Source organism: Aquabacterium sp. (genome assembly GCF_030652515.1).
In the GTDB taxonomy this organism is placed as follows: domain Bacteria; phylum Pseudomonadota; class Gammaproteobacteria; order Burkholderiales; family Burkholderiaceae_C; genus Aquabacterium.
Map to the genome: position 1 here is coordinate 37,074 of NZ_JAUSAR010000073.1, position 16,714 is coordinate 53,787.

A 16,714-nucleotide genomic window follows, 5' to 3' on the forward strand; every position below is an offset into this window, starting at 1 on the left:
CTATATGACAGCGAACACCTTTCCATCGCCTAAAGAGTTGATTCTTAATACACCTCTTTATAAGAAAATCCCTCTCACCGACGGAACACTGCATGAAGCGGCAACTGATTTCTTGTTTTTTGCCGGAACGTATGACAATTTTTGCTTTGAATGCAATGAAATTTCAACGTTCCAAGTGGTGACCAAAACTCGAACTCCTCAGTTTAGTAAAAGTGATGCGAAAGCTATCAACATGTCAAAGCTTGCCGAGGTACTAGATAGCCTCACATATGCACCTGCAGGCACTCATCAGATCGAAGGCAGGTGTGCAAGGTCAAAAGGGCATCAACAGTTTTTCATTTATTATGTGGATCAACAAGCCACTCTAGAGGGCGAAAAAACCAAGCTATCATCGTCCATCCAAAAGATCGGTCAATATCCTGCTTTTGGCGACTCTCACAATGAACGCATTAAAAAATTTCAGAAGGTGTTACCCAAAGACCAGATGGGTGAGTTAAAGCGTGCAATACATTTGGCGTCGCATGATGTTGGAGTCGGATCATACGTTTACTTGCGAAGAATCTTTGAAGGTCTAATTGAAGAGGCTCATCAGATTGCAGCAGGGGAACCCACTTGGGATGAAAGTGCTTTTAACACTTTAAGAATGGCAGATAAGATCAAAGCACTCAAGAGCAACCTTCCCTCATTTCTAACTGAAAATGCAAGCATGTATTCGCTATTGAGCAAAGGTATTCATGAGATGAGTGAAAAGGATTGTTTGACTCATTTCGAAGCTCTAAGAATTGCGATTGAGATCATCTTGGAAGAAAAGCTGGAGAAGAAAGAGAGGGCTCAGTTGCTTATAGATGCAAAAGAAGCAATTAATATGGCTATAAGCTCCACCAAGTAAGCAACGCGACAAGTGTCTCTGCTAAGGCCCTTCTAGACCCGTGGTGACGCTGTGCAGGGGTGCAACACGCCCTCCAATGTTGTGGTCTGGTATCTTTGATTCGATGGCATCCGCCATGACGTAACGGGACCAGAAGATGTCGATTGCTGAAGATAGAGAAGAGTTCAACAACACCGGGCTTCGCGGTCTGCTGCAAAGGCTGGCCAAGACTGGCCAGCCCACCTACGTGCTGGAGTTGGACGGTGGCCATCGCGGTCAAGTGATCGATGCAAAACCGCATCTTGGTGGTGGCGCCTACATCTTTAGTGAACGGGGCTCTCCACCATTGCGTTACGCCAACTTGGTTGAGGGCGAGACTCCCACTGAATACCGGCTGTTTGTCTAAATTTTGTTGAGACGGTCAGCCCCGAAGCGCCAGCTGTCAGGCACCTTGTGATCGTACTTAGAACGCGGGTGGTTGCGCCGGAAGTCTTCCTGCAATGACCCATGCCCTCGGCCCGCACACTGAGTCTTCATGTGCTCGGCAATCTCAGGTGGACGTGCGATGTAGACACGCGGGGCGTCACCAAGCTGTACGTCATGGAACTGGACGAAGACATACATGATGTCCTCTCGTTGGTTTGCCAGCCATTTGTCGATAGCCTCGTGATAGTTCACACCAGGCTTCACGTATCGGACAGCAAGCATCCAGCCGCCATCCTGACTCCCCTTCACGGACACAAACAAGGTGCGGTTGTTCTTCACGCCCACTAAGTCATAGTGCGGTTGATTCGCACCATATTGAACCAGCACGTCGTAACCACATTGCGCCAGCAAGCACGCGGTATAAGACTCGGCAGCAATCTCACATTGACGAGGGGTCATATCGAGGTTTTAATAGCGGTGAACACAAAGCGCACATGAAGCAAATTCTATCTTGCTATGGCTGACAAACCCAAAGACCAGAAGTTCAAATTCCCTATGCCTGAGACTCTTGCGTATCCGGTGCAAAAGGTAATGATCAACTATGAGTATGAAGATCTAGAACTGCATCGATTATTTTCAAACGAAGCTCTGGCCAAAAGAGAAAGTATGGTTCAGGCTGACTTAACTCGTCGCTCTGCACATTTGAGCGCAGATGAAGTGTCAGACTTCTATGCTGATAATGCCGACGTGCATGGTGAAGTCTTTGAGCGACTTCAAGTCAACTCTCAACTTGTTCTAGCTTGCTCACTATTTGAACATCAACTTTATAGTCTTTGTGATGGCATCAAACGACGTTCAAATCTACCAACGTTTGTTTCTCGCAAAAGCGGTGGCACTTTGGGTGAGGCAAAAAAATATTTAACACACGCTGGCGTAAAGGGCCTTTTTGACTTAAAGATTTGGAGCGATGTGCAAACGATCTTCAAAGTTCGAAACGCAGTGGTTCACAATAATCTAGAGCTCCGTAATGACGAGGACTTGGACAAAGATCTCTTGAAGAAACTAATGTCTGATCCAAACCTGAAACACAAGCTTTATCTAGATCTGGACAAAGAGCCTTACCTGTATGAGTTTTCACTTAGCGACGCATACCTGCAAGACGCCTTCGCAAAGCTCAAGACCATGATTTTTGCAGTTGCGGACTACCGGCTCTACCCAGACGCAGACGCAGACAATTCCTAGGCCTCACCGAGTCAAAAATCCCCACCACCAGCCACCACTTTTGAGGATCGACCTACAGGTCCCCAACCTTCATGTGCCTGGCTCGAATATCGTCAGCTATCCCACTCAAAACGGTAACAAGGGCGTAGGTACTTTGCACGTAGTTGTCTACGGCTTCCTGCGTAGGTTCGAAATCGTTGGAATGAGCGACGAGGTTCCTCATCTTCTGCAACTGGGTAGTCAAGTGATAGACCTGCTCAGTTAAAGCTATCCCGTCGATCTTCTCGATGATCTTCCAGTAGCTTCGAACATCGCTTCGCTTGTCAGGTAGAGGGATACCAGCCGCCTTAATTATTGAGCGCAACGCATCTTCGATTTCCCGCCAGCTATCCAAGATTCGAGCAGACGGACGTACGGAAAAATCTGGTTGCTTGATGCTTAAAGCAAGGCGTTGCTCCAGTTCCGCAGACTTAGCTCTTTCAATTGCCACTTGCTTTTCCAGCCGCTTCAATCCTTCAGCAACTTCGGGCGGCATCTCAGCTGTGACAGTCACTTCGGACTTGACGTTCGCCTCCAAGGGTGTGGCTGCAGGCTTCTCAAGCTCAGGCACGGGTTTGACTTCGGCCTGTTCCTCTACAACCTCCGCAATCACCCGAACTCTCTTGGAACTGTCCTCGAACTCCGCCTCAAGGGGGCCAGCCTTCAGCTTCTTCAACAAGGGAATGATCTTCAGCAGTTCGCCTCGGAGAAGCAATACAACCGTGAGCACGGCGATGGGCCAAGCAAGGGCTTCCGCCATCTTGCTTATGAACGTCAACCAATCCATAGACTCCCCTTTGCCTGGCAACTGATAGCGACTAGTTGCCGACAATCTTGAATTTGATATTTCGTGAATGCAGCAGCTTGGTCCACCGCTCGAAGAGTCTCTCATCACTTGTGGAAATGACACTCAACTCCGTGTTCTGAACGGGTGATGAAGCAAGCACCTCATCACCACTGATTTCGCGAAGCAATTTCTCGTCATTGATGTTTAGCTTGACTTGATATCTCAACATGGCGAATCCCTATCGAACTGGATGGATTAAGCGTTTCCGGATAAATCTTAGGTGAACGCATACAAGATCTATCACCGGCTGATCATCAGGGCTTGGCTCAGACAACAACCCGTAGACATCTATGAGGTGCATCACATCTTGCCGACCGCACTGGGTGGCACTGATGACAAGACCAACCTAATCAAGCTTACACCACGAGAACATCGGCTTGCCGACATCCTGCTGGCCCGGATGCTGGACAGGAACCAGTGGTGTGCCGTCCATGCAATCGAGAAGCGCTTTCCCTACTTGAGGAAGCGGGAGACGCATCGAATGTGGCTGCGCACCCTGAACGCTGCACGAAATCGAAGACACTGAGCCGGAAGATCGAACGTCACAGGGGAAGAGATGTCACTAGAGAGCGTTATCAGTGCAATTGCTTCGGCGATTGCCATAGGAACCGTTGGTCTTGCGCTCTTGAAAGAGCGCCAACCTGCTGTCAAGATTACAAGCCTCCGACTATATACAGCAGGTGAATTTCAACAGATTACTCTTGAACTAAAGAATACAAAAGACTATGACGTAACCATAAAACAGTCACAGGTCTTCTCAATGTATAGATTCATGACAAATTTAGGACCTTCGAGCAGACCAAGACTCATCCCGGTTCTCGAAACTGATGATATTGTTTGCATAATACCCGAGACGCCGATCCCATCTAAGGGCTATGTCAGGCTATCCTTAAATGTAAATTTCCCAGCAATCGAATTCAAGAAATTCGTTGCATTGATGAATACATCTCATGGCAACTACACGACAAAAGCCAAGGTAGAACACATAAGCGGAATGATTCATATCCGCAGCCATAGAACCGTCTTTCAGTCAAGAAGAGCCGCTTACCGCTGCTTCGTATGGACTAAGGCAGCAAATTTTTTACACCTATCCCCACTAAAGAATACTGCTTTAGCGGGAAAGTTGAAAACAAGAGCCGATCAGATATTCGAGGAAGCTTTGGTTCCAAAAAGAGAGCCATTTCGAAACAGATGAGCTCAGCCGTTCAAGATGCCAGCCGCCTTTCGTGAAGACGCTTTGTTGTCCGCATGCAGATAGACGGTCGTGCTTTGTAGGTGACGATGTCCCAACTGCTGTTGGACTTCAAGCACAGACATCCCGCCATCAAGTAAGCGCGAAGCATGCGAGTGCCGCATGACGTGCAGGGTCACGTTGCCTTGACTGACATCAAGACCCGCTCATTTAACAGCAGCGTTAATCCAGTTGGTGTTGACCTTGGCCTTCGCTTTGTGCGGGAACACATGAACGGCGTCAGCGCCCACAAGCGCACGACGACGCACAAACATTTCATGCAAGCGATCAGTCATCGCGACGTTGCTGTCAACACCGCGCTTTGAGCGGACAACTGTTCCCAAGCGGGATTTAAGGAACGCTTGAATCGCTGCATGAAGGTTAACGTGAAACGGCCCCCTGATTCACCGGACACGGACTATCGCTTATCTTACGGATAGGAATAGGACTGTGAGTATGACTAGGCGTACAGAGACCATAGAGGTCATCACGACCGATCAGCGCCGCCGGCGTTGGTCCATCGAAGAGAAGTCGGCGCTGGTGCGTCGCACCTATGAGCCGGGCATGTCCGTCTCACTGGTAGCGCGAGAGGCGGGCGTGTCAGCCGGTCTTCTGTTTCAGTGGCGCAAGCTTGATCGTCAGGGCGCATTGGTGGCTGTCTCGGCCGGCGAAGCCGTGGTGCCAGCGTCCGAACTGGCCGCAGCCCGGGCAGAGATCGCCAAGCTGCAGCGGGTGCTGGGCAAAAAGACCTTGGAGAACGAGATCCTCAAGGAAGCGGTGGAGTACGCCGCAGAAAAAAAGTGGATTGCGCGCTCGCCCTTGTTGCCAAAGGACGAACAGTGAAAGCTGTTTGTCTGGCCCTTGGGTTAGCGCGCTCTCATGTCCACAACTTGCTTGCCCGGCCTGATGGCTGGGTCGATGGCCGAACGCAGCGCACACCTGCTGTCGATGAGCAGTTGGTGGGCGAGATCCGTCAGCACATCACCGAACTGCCCAGCTATGGCTACCGACGCGCCTGCGCATTGGTCAATCGTGCACGCCGTGCCAGCAGCCGGGCCGTGGTCAATCCAAAGAGGGCTTACAGGGTCATGAAGCAACACGGACTTTTGCTGCCACGGGCGCCCCGCAGAAGGGCTTCAAGCAGACCTCACGAGGGCAAGGTGGCCGTGGCCAGCAGTGACCTGCGCTGGTGCTCTGATGGCTTCGAGATCAAGTGCGATTCCGGCGAGACGGTCACGGCGACCTTTGCCAAGGATTGCTGCGACCGGGAGATCATGGCTTGGCGAGCGTGGCCAGGCAAAGGGCTGCTTGGTGAGCCCGTGCGAGAGATGCTCATCGAGGCTGTGGAGAAGCGCTTTGGTTCGGTCGAAGCCGTACCCTCAGGCCACCAGCTTGAGTTCCTCACGGACAACGGTGGGGCTTATATCGCCATCGAAACCAGGCGCATCGCCAGAGATCTGGGGCTCAAGCCGGTCAACACGCCAGTGTGCAGCCCACAGAGCAATGGCATGGCCGAGAGCTTCGTCAATACGTTCAAGCGGGACTACGTCAGCCGCATGGATCTTCAAGATGCCAGGACGGTGCTGGCCCAACTGCCATCAGCGTTCGAACACTTCAACGAGGTGCACCCGCACTCAAGCTTGAAAATGAGATCGCCTCGGGAGTTCAGGCAACATCAACGGCGCGAAACCCAGCCCGATGGGCAAGCGCTACATTGCGCATAGACCGTGTCCGGGGATACGGGGGCAAGATCAAACGGGCTTCACACCAGCAATAAGTATCGACTTAATGTGCTCAGCTTCCCAACAAGCCGAAATCTGTTCCGCAAGCTTCCTATCTGCGGTTTTCGTTGATCTTGCTATTGCGTGACCGTTGATCGTCTTGCGGGAAAACCAAAACTCCCCGCGCATTTCCAGCGACATGACTTACTCCTGTTATTGCAGGACCAGTCTGCTTTCTAGGTGGCAGCGGATCAACAGTAGATTTTCTGCATGCAAGGAATGTACAGATTCAGGTTTTAAAACTGACTTGCCCGGTGCGGCATTCAAGGTCCGGCTTCATAGGAAGAAGGGCCAATTGCGAATGGTTCTTGACCAGGCCTCGCTTTTGTTGCTGGATGGATCGCACATGACGTACCTCGTACACGATCCAACCATTAAAATGCAGCACCCCTCTGAGCAGCCTACCTAGTCGCCACCATGACCACCATTCGCCACGACGATCTCGTCGAATCAGTCGCCGCAGCCCTGCAGTACATCAGCTACTACCACCCTGCCGACTACATCGCCCACCTGGCCCGCGCCTACGAGCGCGAGGAAAGCCCCGCCGCCAAAGACGCCATCGCCCAGATCCTGACCAACTCCAAGATGTGCGCCGAGGGCCGCCGCCCCATCTGCCAGGACACCGGCATCGTCAACGTCTTCCTGAAGATCGGGATGGACGTGAAATGGGAAGGCTTCAACGGCAAGGGCATTCAAGAAGCCGTGAACGCGGGCGTGCGCAAGGGTTACCTCAACCCCGACAACGTGCTGCGCGCCTCGGTGCTGGCCGACCCCATCTTCGAGCGCAAGAACACCAAGGACAACACGCCCGCCGTGGTCCACATGGAACTGGTGCCCGGCAACACGGTCGACGTGATCGTGGCAGCCAAGGGTGGCGGCTCCGAGAACAAGTCCAAGATGTACATGCTCAACCCCAGCGACAACATCGTCGACTGGGTGCTCAAGACGGTGCCCACCATGGGCGCGGGCTGGTGCCCTCCGGGCATGCTGGGCATCGGCGTGGGCGGCACGGCCGAGAAGGCCGTGATGCTGGCCAAAGAGTCGTTGATGGAAGACATCGACATGTACGAATTGCTGGAGCGCGGCCCCAAGGACAAGCTCGAAGAAATGCGCATCGAGCTGTACGAGAAGGTCAACGCGCTGGGCATCGGCGCGCAGGGCTTGGGCGGCCTGACCACGGTGCTGGACGTGAAGATCAAGACCTTCCCCACGCACGCCGCCTCCAAGCCCATCGCCATGATCCCCAACTGCGCGGCCACCCGCCACGCGCACTTCGTGATGGACGGCAGCGGCCCGGTCTACATGGACCCGCCCAGCCTCGACCTGTGGCCCGACGTGAAGTGGGCGCCTGATTACAACAAGAGCAAGCGCGTTGACCTGAACACCCTGACCAAGGCTGAAGTGGCCAGCTGGAAACCCGGCGACACCCTGCTGCTGAACGGCAAGATGTTGACCGGCCGCGACGCCGCACACAAGCGCATCGCCGACATGCTGGGCAAGGGCGAGGCCCTGCCGGTCGATTTCACCAACCGCGTCATCTATTACGTGGGGCCGGTCGATCCGGTGCGCGACGAAGTGGTCGGCCCCGCCGGCCCCACCACCGCCACCCGCATGGACAGCTTCACCGAGATGATGCTGGCCCAGACTGGCCTGATCTCGATGGTGGGCAAGGCCGAGCGCGGCCCCGTGGCCATCGAGGCCATCAAGAAGCACAAGTCGGCCTACCTGATGGCCGTGGGCGGCAGCGCCTACCTCGTGTCCAAGGCCATCAAGGCGGCCAAGGTGGTGGGCTTTGAAGACCTGGGCATGGAAGCCATCTACGAGTTCGACGTGGTCGACATGCCGGTGACGGTGGCCGTGGATGCAGGCGGCACCAGCGCCCACATCGAAGGGCCCAAGTTGTGGCAGGCCAAGATCGGCAAGATCCCGGTCAGCGTGGCCTGAACACTCCGCCGTCAAGACACGCCAGGCCCAACGCGCCTGGCGTGATCTTTGCAGCACCCCCATGGTGATCCCTGACCTTGCCATTCGTCAGCATGACCATCCCCTCCCCCACCACCGGCTTGTTCGCCCAAACCAAGATCTGCCCGCCCCGGCAGCGGGCAGGACAGGTGCCACGCCACGCCATCGTCTCGGCCCTGAGCGATGGCATCGGGCACCACCGGCTGGCCTTGTTGACAGCGCCTGCGGGCTTTGGCAAGACCGCAGTGCTGTCCCAGTTGCTGCAGAAACTGCCCCCGGGCACTGGCTGGTGCTGGATCTCGGCCGATGCCGACGATGACCTGCCCCGCCTGCTGGCCTGCCTGACCGCCGCATTGGACCCCTGGGATCTGCCCTGGCGTGTGGCGCCAGACACCCTGGCCGAGCAAGCCCGGCAAGGCTCGAACGGCCCGAGGCAAGTGGCTCGCGAAGTGGCGCAGGCACTGATCAGCAGCGGCCTGGCGCAGGGCTTGATCATCATCGACGACACCCACCGCATCCAGCAAGCAGCCGTGTTCGAATGGCTGGATGCCCTGGTGGAATGCCTGCCACCCCACTGGACCTTGCTGCTGAGCAGCCGCGTCGAAGCCCCGCTGGCCATTGCCCGTTGGCGCGCCCAAGGTGATGTGCTGGACCTGCGCCAAAGCCACCTGCAATTCACCCCCGACGAGACCTCGCACCTGTTGCAGAACCTGGGGCGCAGCCTGACGCCCGATCAGTTGCAGGCCCTGAGCCAACGCACCCAGGGCTGGGCCGCTGGGCTGAGCCTGCTGCTGCGCAGTGGCCCATTGGGCATCGGCGCGGCCAAACCGGTGCAAGACCGGCACATGTTCGATTTCCTGGCCAGCGAAGTGCTGAATGGCCTGGAGCCCGGCCTGCGCCAGTTCCTGCTGCGCTGTTCGGTTTTGCCCGAGCTGACCGCCGAGCGCTGCGCCGTGGTGTCGGGCCAAGCCCATGCCCTGCAGCGGCTGGACGACATCGAACGCATGGGCCTGTTCGTCAACGTGCTGGACGAGGCCGAGCTGACCTTGCAACTGCACGATTTGTTCAGAGACTTTCTGCAAGACCGTTTGCGCAAGGAGGCCGCCGACGAATGGCCCGCCTTGCTGCAACGTGCGGCCGACACCGAGCCTGATCCCGTGCGACAGGTGGGCTTTCTGATCAAGGCCGGGCATTGGGAGGTGGCTGAACGCACCTTGTTCGGGTTGGCCTCCGGGATGCTGGCCCGCGGCCACGGCGCGCAAGTGCAGCGCCTGGTCGAGCAGTTCCCCGCCACCTGGCGCGAGCGCTCCGGGCCCCTCACCCATTTGCTGGGCCTGTGCGCGTGGGCCCGCTGGGACCTGGTGAACATGATCCAGGCTTTGACCCGCGCTGGCGAGCTGTACGACCAGCAGGGCCAGGCCCCCGCCGCGCAAGAGGCGCGCATGCTGCAGGTGCTGGGCTTGGCCGCCGGAGGGTCGGTGCTGTCCTCGTACGCCCTGCTGGAACAACTCAAATCGCAGCCTTTGAGCCACGGTGCCCAGGTCATCGCGGCACAGGCCAGCAGCTGGCACGCGGTGGCCGCCAGCCGTTTCGACCAGGTCCAGGTGCCACTCACGCAGATGGTCGAGTTGCTGCTGGCCGGCGCCAGCCCCATGCTGTGGCTGCAAAGCGTGCCGTTGACCACCTTCCTGGGCTTGCCGGGCACGCGCGAGCCGCTGCAGCGCTACATCGATGGCGCCTTGGAGCATTGCCAGGGCGAAGACCCCACGCCCTTGAGCGTGATGACCCACATCCTCCAGGCCGCGCTGGACCTGTGGGCAGGCGACCTCGCCTCAGCCACCCAGCGCCTGCAGACCGCCGAGGAGGACTGCCGCTGGCTGAACCAGCCGCCCAACCTCATGGGTTACTGGTCCCTGGTGCAGGCCTTGACCCAGGCCGTGTTGGGGCATGCACCGAAAGCCATGGCGGCCATCCAGACCCGGCTGGCCTCGCTGGACGACGAGCGCACCAGCGGGCGCAAAGCCACCTGGCTGAACCATTTCTATTTCACGCAGGTGCGCGTGGCCTGCATCCTGGAAGACCAGACCGCCTTCGATGAAGCGGTGGCACTGATACAAGCCAACCCCAAGCCCGACGAACACGCGATTTTTCTGCGCGAGCGCGCCACCCTGCCCGCCCGCACCGCCGAAATGGCCCAGCGCTGGGACGAAGCCGCCTCGCTGTACCAACAAGCACTGACCGACGCCCAAGGCATCGACCTGTACGGCCAGGCCCTGGAAACCCGCCTGCGCCTGGCCCATGCCCTGCTGATGAGTGGTCAGACCGAGGCCGCGGCCGAAGCCGCCCAACTGGGCATGGCCCAGGCCGCCTCCCTGGGCCAGGTGGGTGGCGCCTTGTTCGCGGGGCCCACAGTGCTGAAGGCCCTGGCCGCCCACCATTGGCAGGATCACCTGACCCCAGCCCAGCAGCAAACCCTGCGGGATTGGGCCCAACGGCTGCCCCAGCAGCCCCGGCATGGCCCGATCCTGCTGAATGTGCCGCAGAACGAAGCGCTTCCCCTGCGCACAACAACCCCCACCAGCCGACATGACGCACTGACCTCCCGGGAGTTGGAGGTGCTGCGCCACATGAGCGCGGGCCACAGCAACAAGCTCATCGCCCGCTCGCTGGACCTGAGCCCCCACACCATCAAGCGGCACGTGGCCAACATCCTGGACAAGCTGGGCGTCAGCTCTCGCGGCCAGGCCGTGGCCCGCCTTGGCGCGCCCCACTGAGCCCGGGTTGAGGAGCACCGCTGGGGGTGATACCCCCAAAAGCGGGCACCCAAAGGGGTTGGCCCGTTTTTGAGCGGGCCATTGGCTCTTTTGGCCGATGTACCACCCCCACGCATTTCGGACACTGGCGGCACACACACCAGGAGTCCCCCCATGTCCACCACCGCTGTTCTCAACGCCACCGTCCGCCCCATCACCGCCCGGCCCGCCTCGGCCACCGCGCCCCGCTTCGACATCTACGCCGGCATCCACAAAGCCCTGCGCACCCTGATGACCGACACGCTGGGCCGACTGGGCCGCTGCGACCTCGACCATGAGGCCGATCTGCACGACACGCTCGACCGCACCTCGCTCATGCTCACCTTGCTGGCGGGCCACATCGACAGCGAGAACCAGGTCATCCACGCCGCCATCGAGGCGCGCCGCCCCCAAGGCGCACGCAAGACCAGCGATGACCACACCGACCACCTGCAAAGCATGGCCGACCTGACCGACGACATCCAGGCCCTGCGCCAGACCCCCATCGCGCAACGCCCCCTGCTGGCGCAGGCCCTGTACCGGCACGTGGCCCTGTTCGTGGCCGAGAACCTCGAGCACATGCACGTGGAAGAAACCACCAACAACGCCACCTTGTGGTCCCTGTTCACCGACGCCGAGATCGCCCAACTGGAAGGCCAGATCGTGGCCCGTCTCAGCCCCGAAAAACTCTCGGCCTACCTGCGCTGGATGGCCGTCAGCCTGTCCACCGCCGAGCTCACCGGCTTCCTGCAGGCCATGCGCCTGGGCGCGCCAGCCGAAGCCTTCCACGCCACCGTGTCGCTCATCCACGGCGAACTGGACGCCGTGCGCTGGGGCCGCCTGGCCATGGCCCTGGGCATGAACAGCCTCGCTGTCGAGACCAGGAGCCAAGCATGAACCTTTGGATCAAACGCGGCCTGATCGCCACCGGATTGCTGGCCACACTGGCTGGTGCCACGATCATGGCCGCCACCCACCAGGCCGACCTGAAGATGCGGCGTCAGCTCGACGTGCCCGCCCGCGGCGTGGCCCTGCGCAGCGACACCGCCAGCATCGAACGTGGCCGCTACCTGTTCAACTCGCGCGGCTGCACCGATTGCCACGGCGTCAAAGGCGAGGGACGCACCTTCATCAACGATGGCAAAGGCATGCTGGTGGCCGGGCCCAACATCAGCCCGGGGCCAGGCAGCGTCGTGAAGCATTACGCGCCTGAAGACTGGGACCGGGCCATCCGCCACGGCGTCAAACCCGATGGCCGCCCTCTGTTGATCATGCCGGCCGAGGACTACAGCCGCCTGACCGACGACGACCTGGCCTCGCTGGTGGCCTACGTCCGACAGTTGGCGCCTGCCACCGGCGCGGAAGCCGTGATCCAGCTGCCCCTGCCCGTCAAGGCCCTGTATGGCTTGGGCATGATCAAGGATGCCGCCGCCAAGATCGACCACAGCCTGCCCACGCCGCAACCCGTGCCGGAAGGCGTGACCATCGAGCATGGCCGCTACGTGGCCAACATGTGCATTGGCTGCCATGGTGCCCAACTGGAGGGCGGCAAGATCCCCGGCACCCCACCGGAGTGGCCCGCCGCCGCCAAGCTCACGCCCGGCGAAGGCAGCGCCATGCCGCGCTACGTGAATGCCGACACCTTCGTGGCCATGTTGCGATCCGGCCAGCGTCCCGATGGCAGCGCCGTCAGCCCGGTCATGCCCTTCGAGGCCCTCAAGCACCTGAGCGACACCGACGCCAAGGCGCTCTACACCTACCTGCAGGCCATGCCAGCGCCAAGCCCGAGATGACGGCATGATGGCGGGCATGAAGAAGAACCCCCACTTCAACCCCGCCAAGAAACACCACCGCCCCGGTGGCTTCCAGAACAACTACATCTCGTTCCGGGGCAAGCGCTGGCATGAACTGCTGCGCTGGAAATGGGGGGCCTGGCGGGCCGGGCATCCCCGCCTGCCCACCGAGCCCATCGCCATCGTGGCGCCCGACCTGGCCTTCATCCAGGCCAATGCGCAGGCCGGTCTGGCGATGCAGCCTGCGGCCACCTGGATCGGGCACATCACGGTGCTGGTGCAAATGGGTGGGTTGAACATCCTCACCGACCCGGTGTTTTCAGACCGGTGCTCACCCGTGCAATGGAGCGGCCCCAGGCGCCACACGCCGCCTGGCCTGTCGTTGGCCCAGTTGCCGCGCATTGACGTGGTGCTGCTCTCGCACAACCACTACGACCACATGGACGAGGCCTCGCTGGTGGCGCTGTCACGGCAATCCGGCGGCTGCCCCTTGTTCATCACGCCACTGGGCCACCAGCACTGGTTTGCCCGGCGCGGCATCCACCGCGTGATCGAGCTGGATTGGTGGGACACGCATGTGCTGGAGGCCACCACGAAGTCCGCGCGCATCCCCGTGACTTTGACGCCCGCCCAGCACTGGTCGGCCCGCACCGCCACCGATGCCCTGCGCAGCCTGTGGGGCGGCTTCGCGGTGCGGTCGGCCGACTGCCATTTGTTCTTCGCGGGCGACACGGCTTATTCAAAAGACTTCGTCGACATCCGCCAGCACTTTGCGCGCGAGCACACGCCCGAACAAGGTGGCGGCTTCGACCTGGCCCTGCTGCCCATCGGCGCTTACGAGCCGCGCTGGTTCATGAAAGACCAGCACGTCAACCCGGCCGAGTCGGTGCAGATCTTCAAGGATCTGGGTTGCAAGCGGGCCATGGCGGTGCATTGGGGCACCTTCACTTTGACCGATGAGCCCCTGGATGAGCCACCGCGCGAACTGGCGCGTGCATTGCGCGAACAAAAAATCAATGGCCAGGACTTTCAAGTCCTGGCCATTGGTCAAACCTGGCACCTGCCCAAAAGGCCGACACCAGTTTGAGATCAGTGCACCACGCGCCCAAACTGAAAGCCGCCTTCCTCGTTCACATCCACCGGGATCACATCCTTGGGACCGAACTTGCCCTGCAGGATCAGCTTGGCCACCGGGTTCTCGATCTGCTGCTGGATGGCCCGCTTCAAAGGCCGCGCCCCAAAGGCCGGATCGAACCCCACCTTGGCCAGCTCGGCCAGCGCAGCCTCCGACACGTCCAGCTTCATCTCCATCTTCTCCAGGCGTGACTCCAGACCCTTGAGTTGAATGCGCGCGATCGATGCGATGTTGGCGCGGTCCAGCGCATGGAACACCACCACCTCGTCGATGCGGTTCAGGAACTCAGGCCGGAAATGCTGCTTCACCTCGACCCACACGGCCGCCTTGATGTCCGCTGAAGGCTCGCCCGCCATCTGCATGATCTGGTGCGAACCCAGGTTCGACGTCATCACGATCACCGTGTTCTTGAAATCCACCGTGCGGCCTTGGCCATCGGTCAGGCGGCCATCGTCCAGCACCTGCAGCAGCACGTTGAACACGTCCGGGTGCGCCTTCTCGACTTCGTCCAGCAGCACCACGCTGTAGGGCTTGCGACGCACGGCCTCGGTCAGCGTGCCCCCTTCTTCGTAGCCCACATAGCCCGGAGGTGCGCCGATCAACCGGCTCACCGAATGCTTCTCCATGAACTCGCTCATGTCGATGCGGATCAGGTGATCCTCGCTGTCGAACAGGAAGCCCGCCAAGGCCTTGCACAACTCTGTCTTACCCACGCCCGTGGGGCCCAGGAACAGGAATGAACCATAGGGCCGGTTGGGATCGGACAGCCCCGCACGCGAGCGGCGGATGGCATCGGACACGGCCACGATGGCCTCTTGCTGGCCCACCACGCGGTCATGCAACTTGTCTTCCATGGCCAGCAGCTTGTCGCGCTCGCCCTGCATCAGCTTGGACACGGGGATGCCCGTGGCGCGCGCCACCACTTCGGCGATTTCTTCGGCGCCCACTTGCGTGCGTAAGAGCGTCGGACGCGTGCCGTCCTTGCCCTTGGCGGTTTCCTTGTCCTGCGCTTCCTTCAGGCGCTTTTCCAGCTCGGGCAGCTTGCCGTATTGCAGCTCAGCCACCTTATTGAAATCACCCTTGCGCTTGAATTCCTCGATCTGAAAACGGATGCGGTCGATCTCTTCCTTGACGTGGGCCGAGCCCTGGGCCTGGGCCTTCTCGGCCTGCCAGATCTCTTCCATGTCCGCGACTTCGCGCTCCAGCTTGACGATCTCTTCTTCGATCAGGCCCATGCGGCGCACCGAAGCTTCGTCTTTCTCGCGGCGCACGGCTTCACGCTCGATCTTGAGCTGGATCACGCGGCGGTCAAGCCGGTCCAAGGCTTCGGGCTTGGAGTCGATCTCGATCTTGATCTTGGCCGCCGCCTCGTCGATCAGATCAATGGCCTTGTCGGGCAGGAAGCGGTCGGTGATGTAGCGGTTGGACAGCTCGGCCGCAGCCACGATGGCGGGGTCGGTGATCTCGACGCCATGGTGCACTTCGTACTTTTCTTGCAGCCCACGCAGGATGGCGATGGTGGCCTCGACAGTGGGCTCGCCCACCAGAATCTTCTGGAAGCGACGCTCCAGCGCGGCGTCCTTCTCGATGTACTTGCGGTATTCGTCGAGTGTGGTCGCGCCAATGCAATGCAACTCGCCACGCGCCAGGGCGGGCTTGAGCATGTTGCCCGCGTCCATGGCGCCTTCGGTCTTGCCGGCGCCCACCATGGTGTGCAACTCGTCGATGAAGATGATGGTTTGACCTTCGTCCTTGGCCACCTCCTTCAGCACGCCCTTCAGGCGCTCTTCGAAATCGCCACGGTACTTGGCGCCAGCCAGCAACAAGGCCATGTCCAGCACCAGCACGCGCTTGTTCTTGAGCGAGTCGGGCACTTCGCCCGCCACGATGCGCTGCGCCAGGCCTTCAACGATGGCGGTCTTGCCAACGCCGGGCTCGCCAATCAGCACGGGGTTGTTCTTGGATCGGCGTTGCAGCACCTGAATGGTTCGGCGGATTTCTTCGTCGCGACCGATGACAGGATCGAGCTTGCCCTGGCGGGCGCGCTCGGTCAGGTCCAGGGTGTACTTCTTCAGCGATTCACGCTGGCCTTCGGCCTCGGGGTTGTCCACCTTCTGATCGCCGCGCACGGCTTGCACAGCCGCATCCAGCGTCTTGCGATTCAGGCCAAAGTCGCGCGCCAGCGAGGCCGTGTCGCCTTTGTGGTCGGCCAGGGCCAGCAGGAACATCTCGCTGGCGATGTAGGGGTCGCCGCGCTTGTGGGCTTCTTTTTCAGCACCTTGCAACAGGCCGACGGTGTCGCGCCCGGCCTGCACCTGCTCACCACCCTGCACTTGCGGCAGTTTGGCCAGTTGCTTTTCCAGCGCGGTGATCAAACCAGGCACGTTCACGCTGGCGCGTTCGAGCAAAGCGCGCGGACCATCGTCCTGCTGGATCATGGCGAGCAGCAAGTGCGCCGGTTCGATGTAGGGGTTCTCGCGGGTGACAGCCAGACTCTGGGCGTCGGTCAGCGCTTCCTGGAATTTGGTGGTGAGCTTGTCAAGTCGCATGGGGCAATCCTTTGGGGCCCGGCATGGGTGGGCCGATTGCTCACGCAGATGGGGCGCCCTGACCCCATTT

Annotated in this window: 17 protein-coding genes; 12 read left to right on the forward strand and 5 right to left on the reverse strand. The window is 59.6% G+C overall.

Annotated features, from left to right (window positions below):
• Positions 1-4 precede the first annotated feature (4 nt).
• Positions 5-889, forward strand: a complete 885-nt coding sequence (locus tag Q7V20_RS09125) for a hypothetical protein (RefSeq protein ID WP_304789555.1) — start codon at positions 5-7, stop codon at positions 887-889.
• A 136-nt stretch (positions 890-1,025) separates the two neighbouring features.
• Positions 1,026-1,274, forward strand: coding sequence for a hypothetical protein (locus tag Q7V20_RS09130; RefSeq protein ID WP_304789557.1), 249 nt, complete (start codon positions 1,026-1,028; stop codon positions 1,272-1,274).
• On the opposite strand, the gene Q7V20_RS09135 is transcribed toward Q7V20_RS09130, so the two are convergent.
• The gene (locus Q7V20_RS09135) at positions 1,271-1,753 is read right to left on the reverse strand and encodes a hypothetical protein (RefSeq protein ID WP_304789560.1); all 483 of its coding nucleotides are present in this window, start codon (positions 1,751-1,753) and stop codon (positions 1,271-1,273) included. The genes Q7V20_RS09130 and Q7V20_RS09135 overlap by 4 nt on opposite strands.
• Positions 1,754-1,810: 57 nt before the next feature.
• Here Q7V20_RS09135 and Q7V20_RS09140 point away from each other — a divergent pair, with 57 nt between their 5' ends.
• Positions 1,811-2,536, forward strand: coding sequence for a hypothetical protein (locus Q7V20_RS09140; RefSeq protein ID WP_304789562.1), 726 nt, complete (start codon positions 1,811-1,813; stop codon positions 2,534-2,536).
• A gap of 52 nt (positions 2,537-2,588) precedes the next feature.
• On the opposite strand, the gene Q7V20_RS09145 is transcribed toward Q7V20_RS09140, so the two are convergent.
• Entirely contained in the window at positions 2,589-3,341 is a 753-nt protein-coding gene (locus tag Q7V20_RS09145; RefSeq protein WP_304789565.1) for a hypothetical protein, read from the reverse strand.
• A 280-nt stretch (positions 3,342-3,621) separates the two neighbouring features.
• On the opposite strand from Q7V20_RS09145, the gene Q7V20_RS09150 reads away from it, so the two are divergent.
• Together Q7V20_RS09150 and Q7V20_RS09155 are read left to right on the forward strand one after the other, a co-directional pair.
• Positions 3,622-3,927 carry an HNH endonuclease gene (locus Q7V20_RS09150; RefSeq protein WP_304789568.1) on the forward strand — a complete coding sequence of 102 codons (306 nt, stop codon included), beginning with the start codon at positions 3,622-3,624 and terminating at the stop codon, positions 3,925-3,927.
• Between the two features lie 30 nt (positions 3,928-3,957).
• On the forward strand, positions 3,958-4,596 hold the full coding sequence (locus Q7V20_RS09155; RefSeq protein ID WP_304789571.1) for a hypothetical protein: 639 nt from the start codon (positions 3,958-3,960) through the stop codon (positions 4,594-4,596).
• Positions 4,597-4,598: 2 nt separating this feature from the next.
• Here the strand turns inward: Q7V20_RS09155 and Q7V20_RS24345 are convergent, their stop codons facing one another.
• Positions 4,599-4,772, reverse strand: coding sequence for a tyrosine-type recombinase/integrase (locus Q7V20_RS24345; protein WP_370652432.1), 174 nt, complete (start codon positions 4,770-4,772; stop codon positions 4,599-4,601).
• Between the two features lie 6 nt (positions 4,773-4,778).
• Here Q7V20_RS24345 and Q7V20_RS09160 point away from each other — a divergent pair, with 6 nt between their 5' ends.
• Together Q7V20_RS09160 and Q7V20_RS09165 are read left to right on the forward strand one after the other, a co-directional pair.
• Positions 4,779-4,958, forward strand: a complete 180-nt coding sequence (locus Q7V20_RS09160; protein ID WP_304789574.1) for a hypothetical protein — start codon at positions 4,779-4,781, stop codon at positions 4,956-4,958.
• Between the two features lie 130 nt (positions 4,959-5,088).
• Positions 5,089-6,356, forward strand: a protein-coding gene (locus Q7V20_RS09165) for an IS3 family transposase (RefSeq protein WP_304789577.1) whose coding sequence is annotated in 2 segments (ribosomal slippage) — positions 5,089-5,419 and positions 5,419-6,356 — 1,269 coding nt in all. Because the reading frame shifts where the segments join, the coding sequence is not laid out codon by codon here.
• Between the two features lie 27 nt (positions 6,357-6,383).
• On the opposite strand, the gene Q7V20_RS09170 is transcribed toward Q7V20_RS09165, so the two are convergent.
• A complete protein-coding gene (locus tag Q7V20_RS09170; RefSeq protein ID WP_304789579.1) occupies positions 6,384-6,554 on the reverse strand; it encodes a hypothetical protein in 171 nt (56 codons plus the stop codon).
• Positions 6,555-6,830: 276 nt separating this feature from the next.
• Here Q7V20_RS09170 and Q7V20_RS09175 point away from each other — a divergent pair, with 276 nt between their 5' ends.
• The 5 genes from Q7V20_RS09175 (at position 6,831) to Q7V20_RS09195 (ending at position 14,047) form a co-directional block, all read left to right on the forward strand.
• Positions 6,831-8,357, forward strand: coding sequence for a fumarate hydratase (locus Q7V20_RS09175; RefSeq protein WP_304789582.1), 1,527 nt, complete (start codon positions 6,831-6,833; stop codon positions 8,355-8,357).
• Between the two features lie 92 nt (positions 8,358-8,449).
• Positions 8,450-11,149: a LuxR C-terminal-related transcriptional regulator gene (locus tag Q7V20_RS09180; RefSeq protein ID WP_304789585.1), complete on the forward strand. Its 2,700-nt coding sequence runs from the start codon at positions 8,450-8,452 to the stop codon at positions 11,147-11,149.
• A gap of 153 nt (positions 11,150-11,302) precedes the next feature.
• Entirely contained in the window at positions 11,303-12,064 is a 762-nt protein-coding gene (locus Q7V20_RS09185; RefSeq protein WP_304789587.1) for a hypothetical protein, read from the forward strand.
• The gene (locus Q7V20_RS09190) at positions 12,061-12,960 is read left to right on the forward strand and encodes a c-type cytochrome (protein ID WP_304789590.1); all 900 of its coding nucleotides are present in this window, start codon (positions 12,061-12,063) and stop codon (positions 12,958-12,960) included. The genes Q7V20_RS09185 and Q7V20_RS09190 overlap by 4 nt, the downstream gene beginning before the upstream one ends.
• Before the next feature lie 16 nt (positions 12,961-12,976).
• Positions 12,977-14,047, forward strand: coding sequence for an MBL fold metallo-hydrolase (locus Q7V20_RS09195; protein WP_304789594.1), 1,071 nt, complete (start codon positions 12,977-12,979; stop codon positions 14,045-14,047).
• A gap of 2 nt (positions 14,048-14,049) precedes the next feature.
• On the opposite strand, the gene clpB is transcribed toward Q7V20_RS09195, so the two are convergent.
• Positions 14,050-16,644 (reverse strand): ATP-dependent chaperone ClpB, encoded by a 2,595-nt coding sequence (gene clpB, locus Q7V20_RS09200; protein ID WP_304789597.1) that lies wholly within the window; start codon positions 16,642-16,644, stop codon positions 14,050-14,052.
• Positions 16,645-16,714: the final 70 nt, after the last annotated feature.

Coding starts and splice junctions, on each gene's coding strand:
- Q7V20_RS09145 (WP_304789565.1), bottom strand. CDS start 3,341: ATGGATTGGTTGACGTTCATAAGCAAGATGGCGGAAGCCCTTGCTTGG.
- Q7V20_RS09130 (WP_304789557.1), top strand. CDS start 1,026: ATGTCGATTGCTGAAGATAGAGAAGAGTTCAACAACACCGGGCTTCGC.
- Q7V20_RS09140 (WP_304789562.1), top strand. CDS start 1,811: ATGGCTGACAAACCCAAAGACCAGAAGTTCAAATTCCCTATGCCTGAG.
- Q7V20_RS09175 (WP_304789582.1), top strand. CDS start 6,831: ATGACCACCATTCGCCACGACGATCTCGTCGAATCAGTCGCCGCAGCC.
- Q7V20_RS09185 (WP_304789587.1), top strand. CDS start 11,303: ATGTCCACCACCGCTGTTCTCAACGCCACCGTCCGCCCCATCACCGCC.
- Q7V20_RS09195 (WP_304789594.1), top strand. CDS start 12,977: ATGAAGAAGAACCCCCACTTCAACCCCGCCAAGAAACACCACCGCCCC.
- Q7V20_RS09180 (WP_304789585.1), top strand. CDS start 8,450: ATGACCATCCCCTCCCCCACCACCGGCTTGTTCGCCCAAACCAAGATC.
- Q7V20_RS09190 (WP_304789590.1), top strand. CDS start 12,061: ATGAACCTTTGGATCAAACGCGGCCTGATCGCCACCGGATTGCTGGCC.
- Q7V20_RS09135 (WP_304789560.1), bottom strand. CDS start 1,753: ATGACCCCTCGTCAATGTGAGATTGCTGCCGAGTCTTATACCGCGTGC.
- Q7V20_RS09170 (WP_304789579.1), bottom strand. CDS start 6,554: ATGTCGCTGGAAATGCGCGGGGAGTTTTGGTTTTCCCGCAAGACGATC.
- clpB (WP_304789597.1), bottom strand. CDS start 16,644: ATGCGACTTGACAAGCTCACCACCAAATTCCAGGAAGCGCTGACCGAC.
- Q7V20_RS09125 (WP_304789555.1), top strand. CDS start 5: ATGACAGCGAACACCTTTCCATCGCCTAAAGAGTTGATTCTTAATACA.
- Q7V20_RS09155 (WP_304789571.1), top strand. CDS start 3,958: ATGTCACTAGAGAGCGTTATCAGTGCAATTGCTTCGGCGATTGCCATA.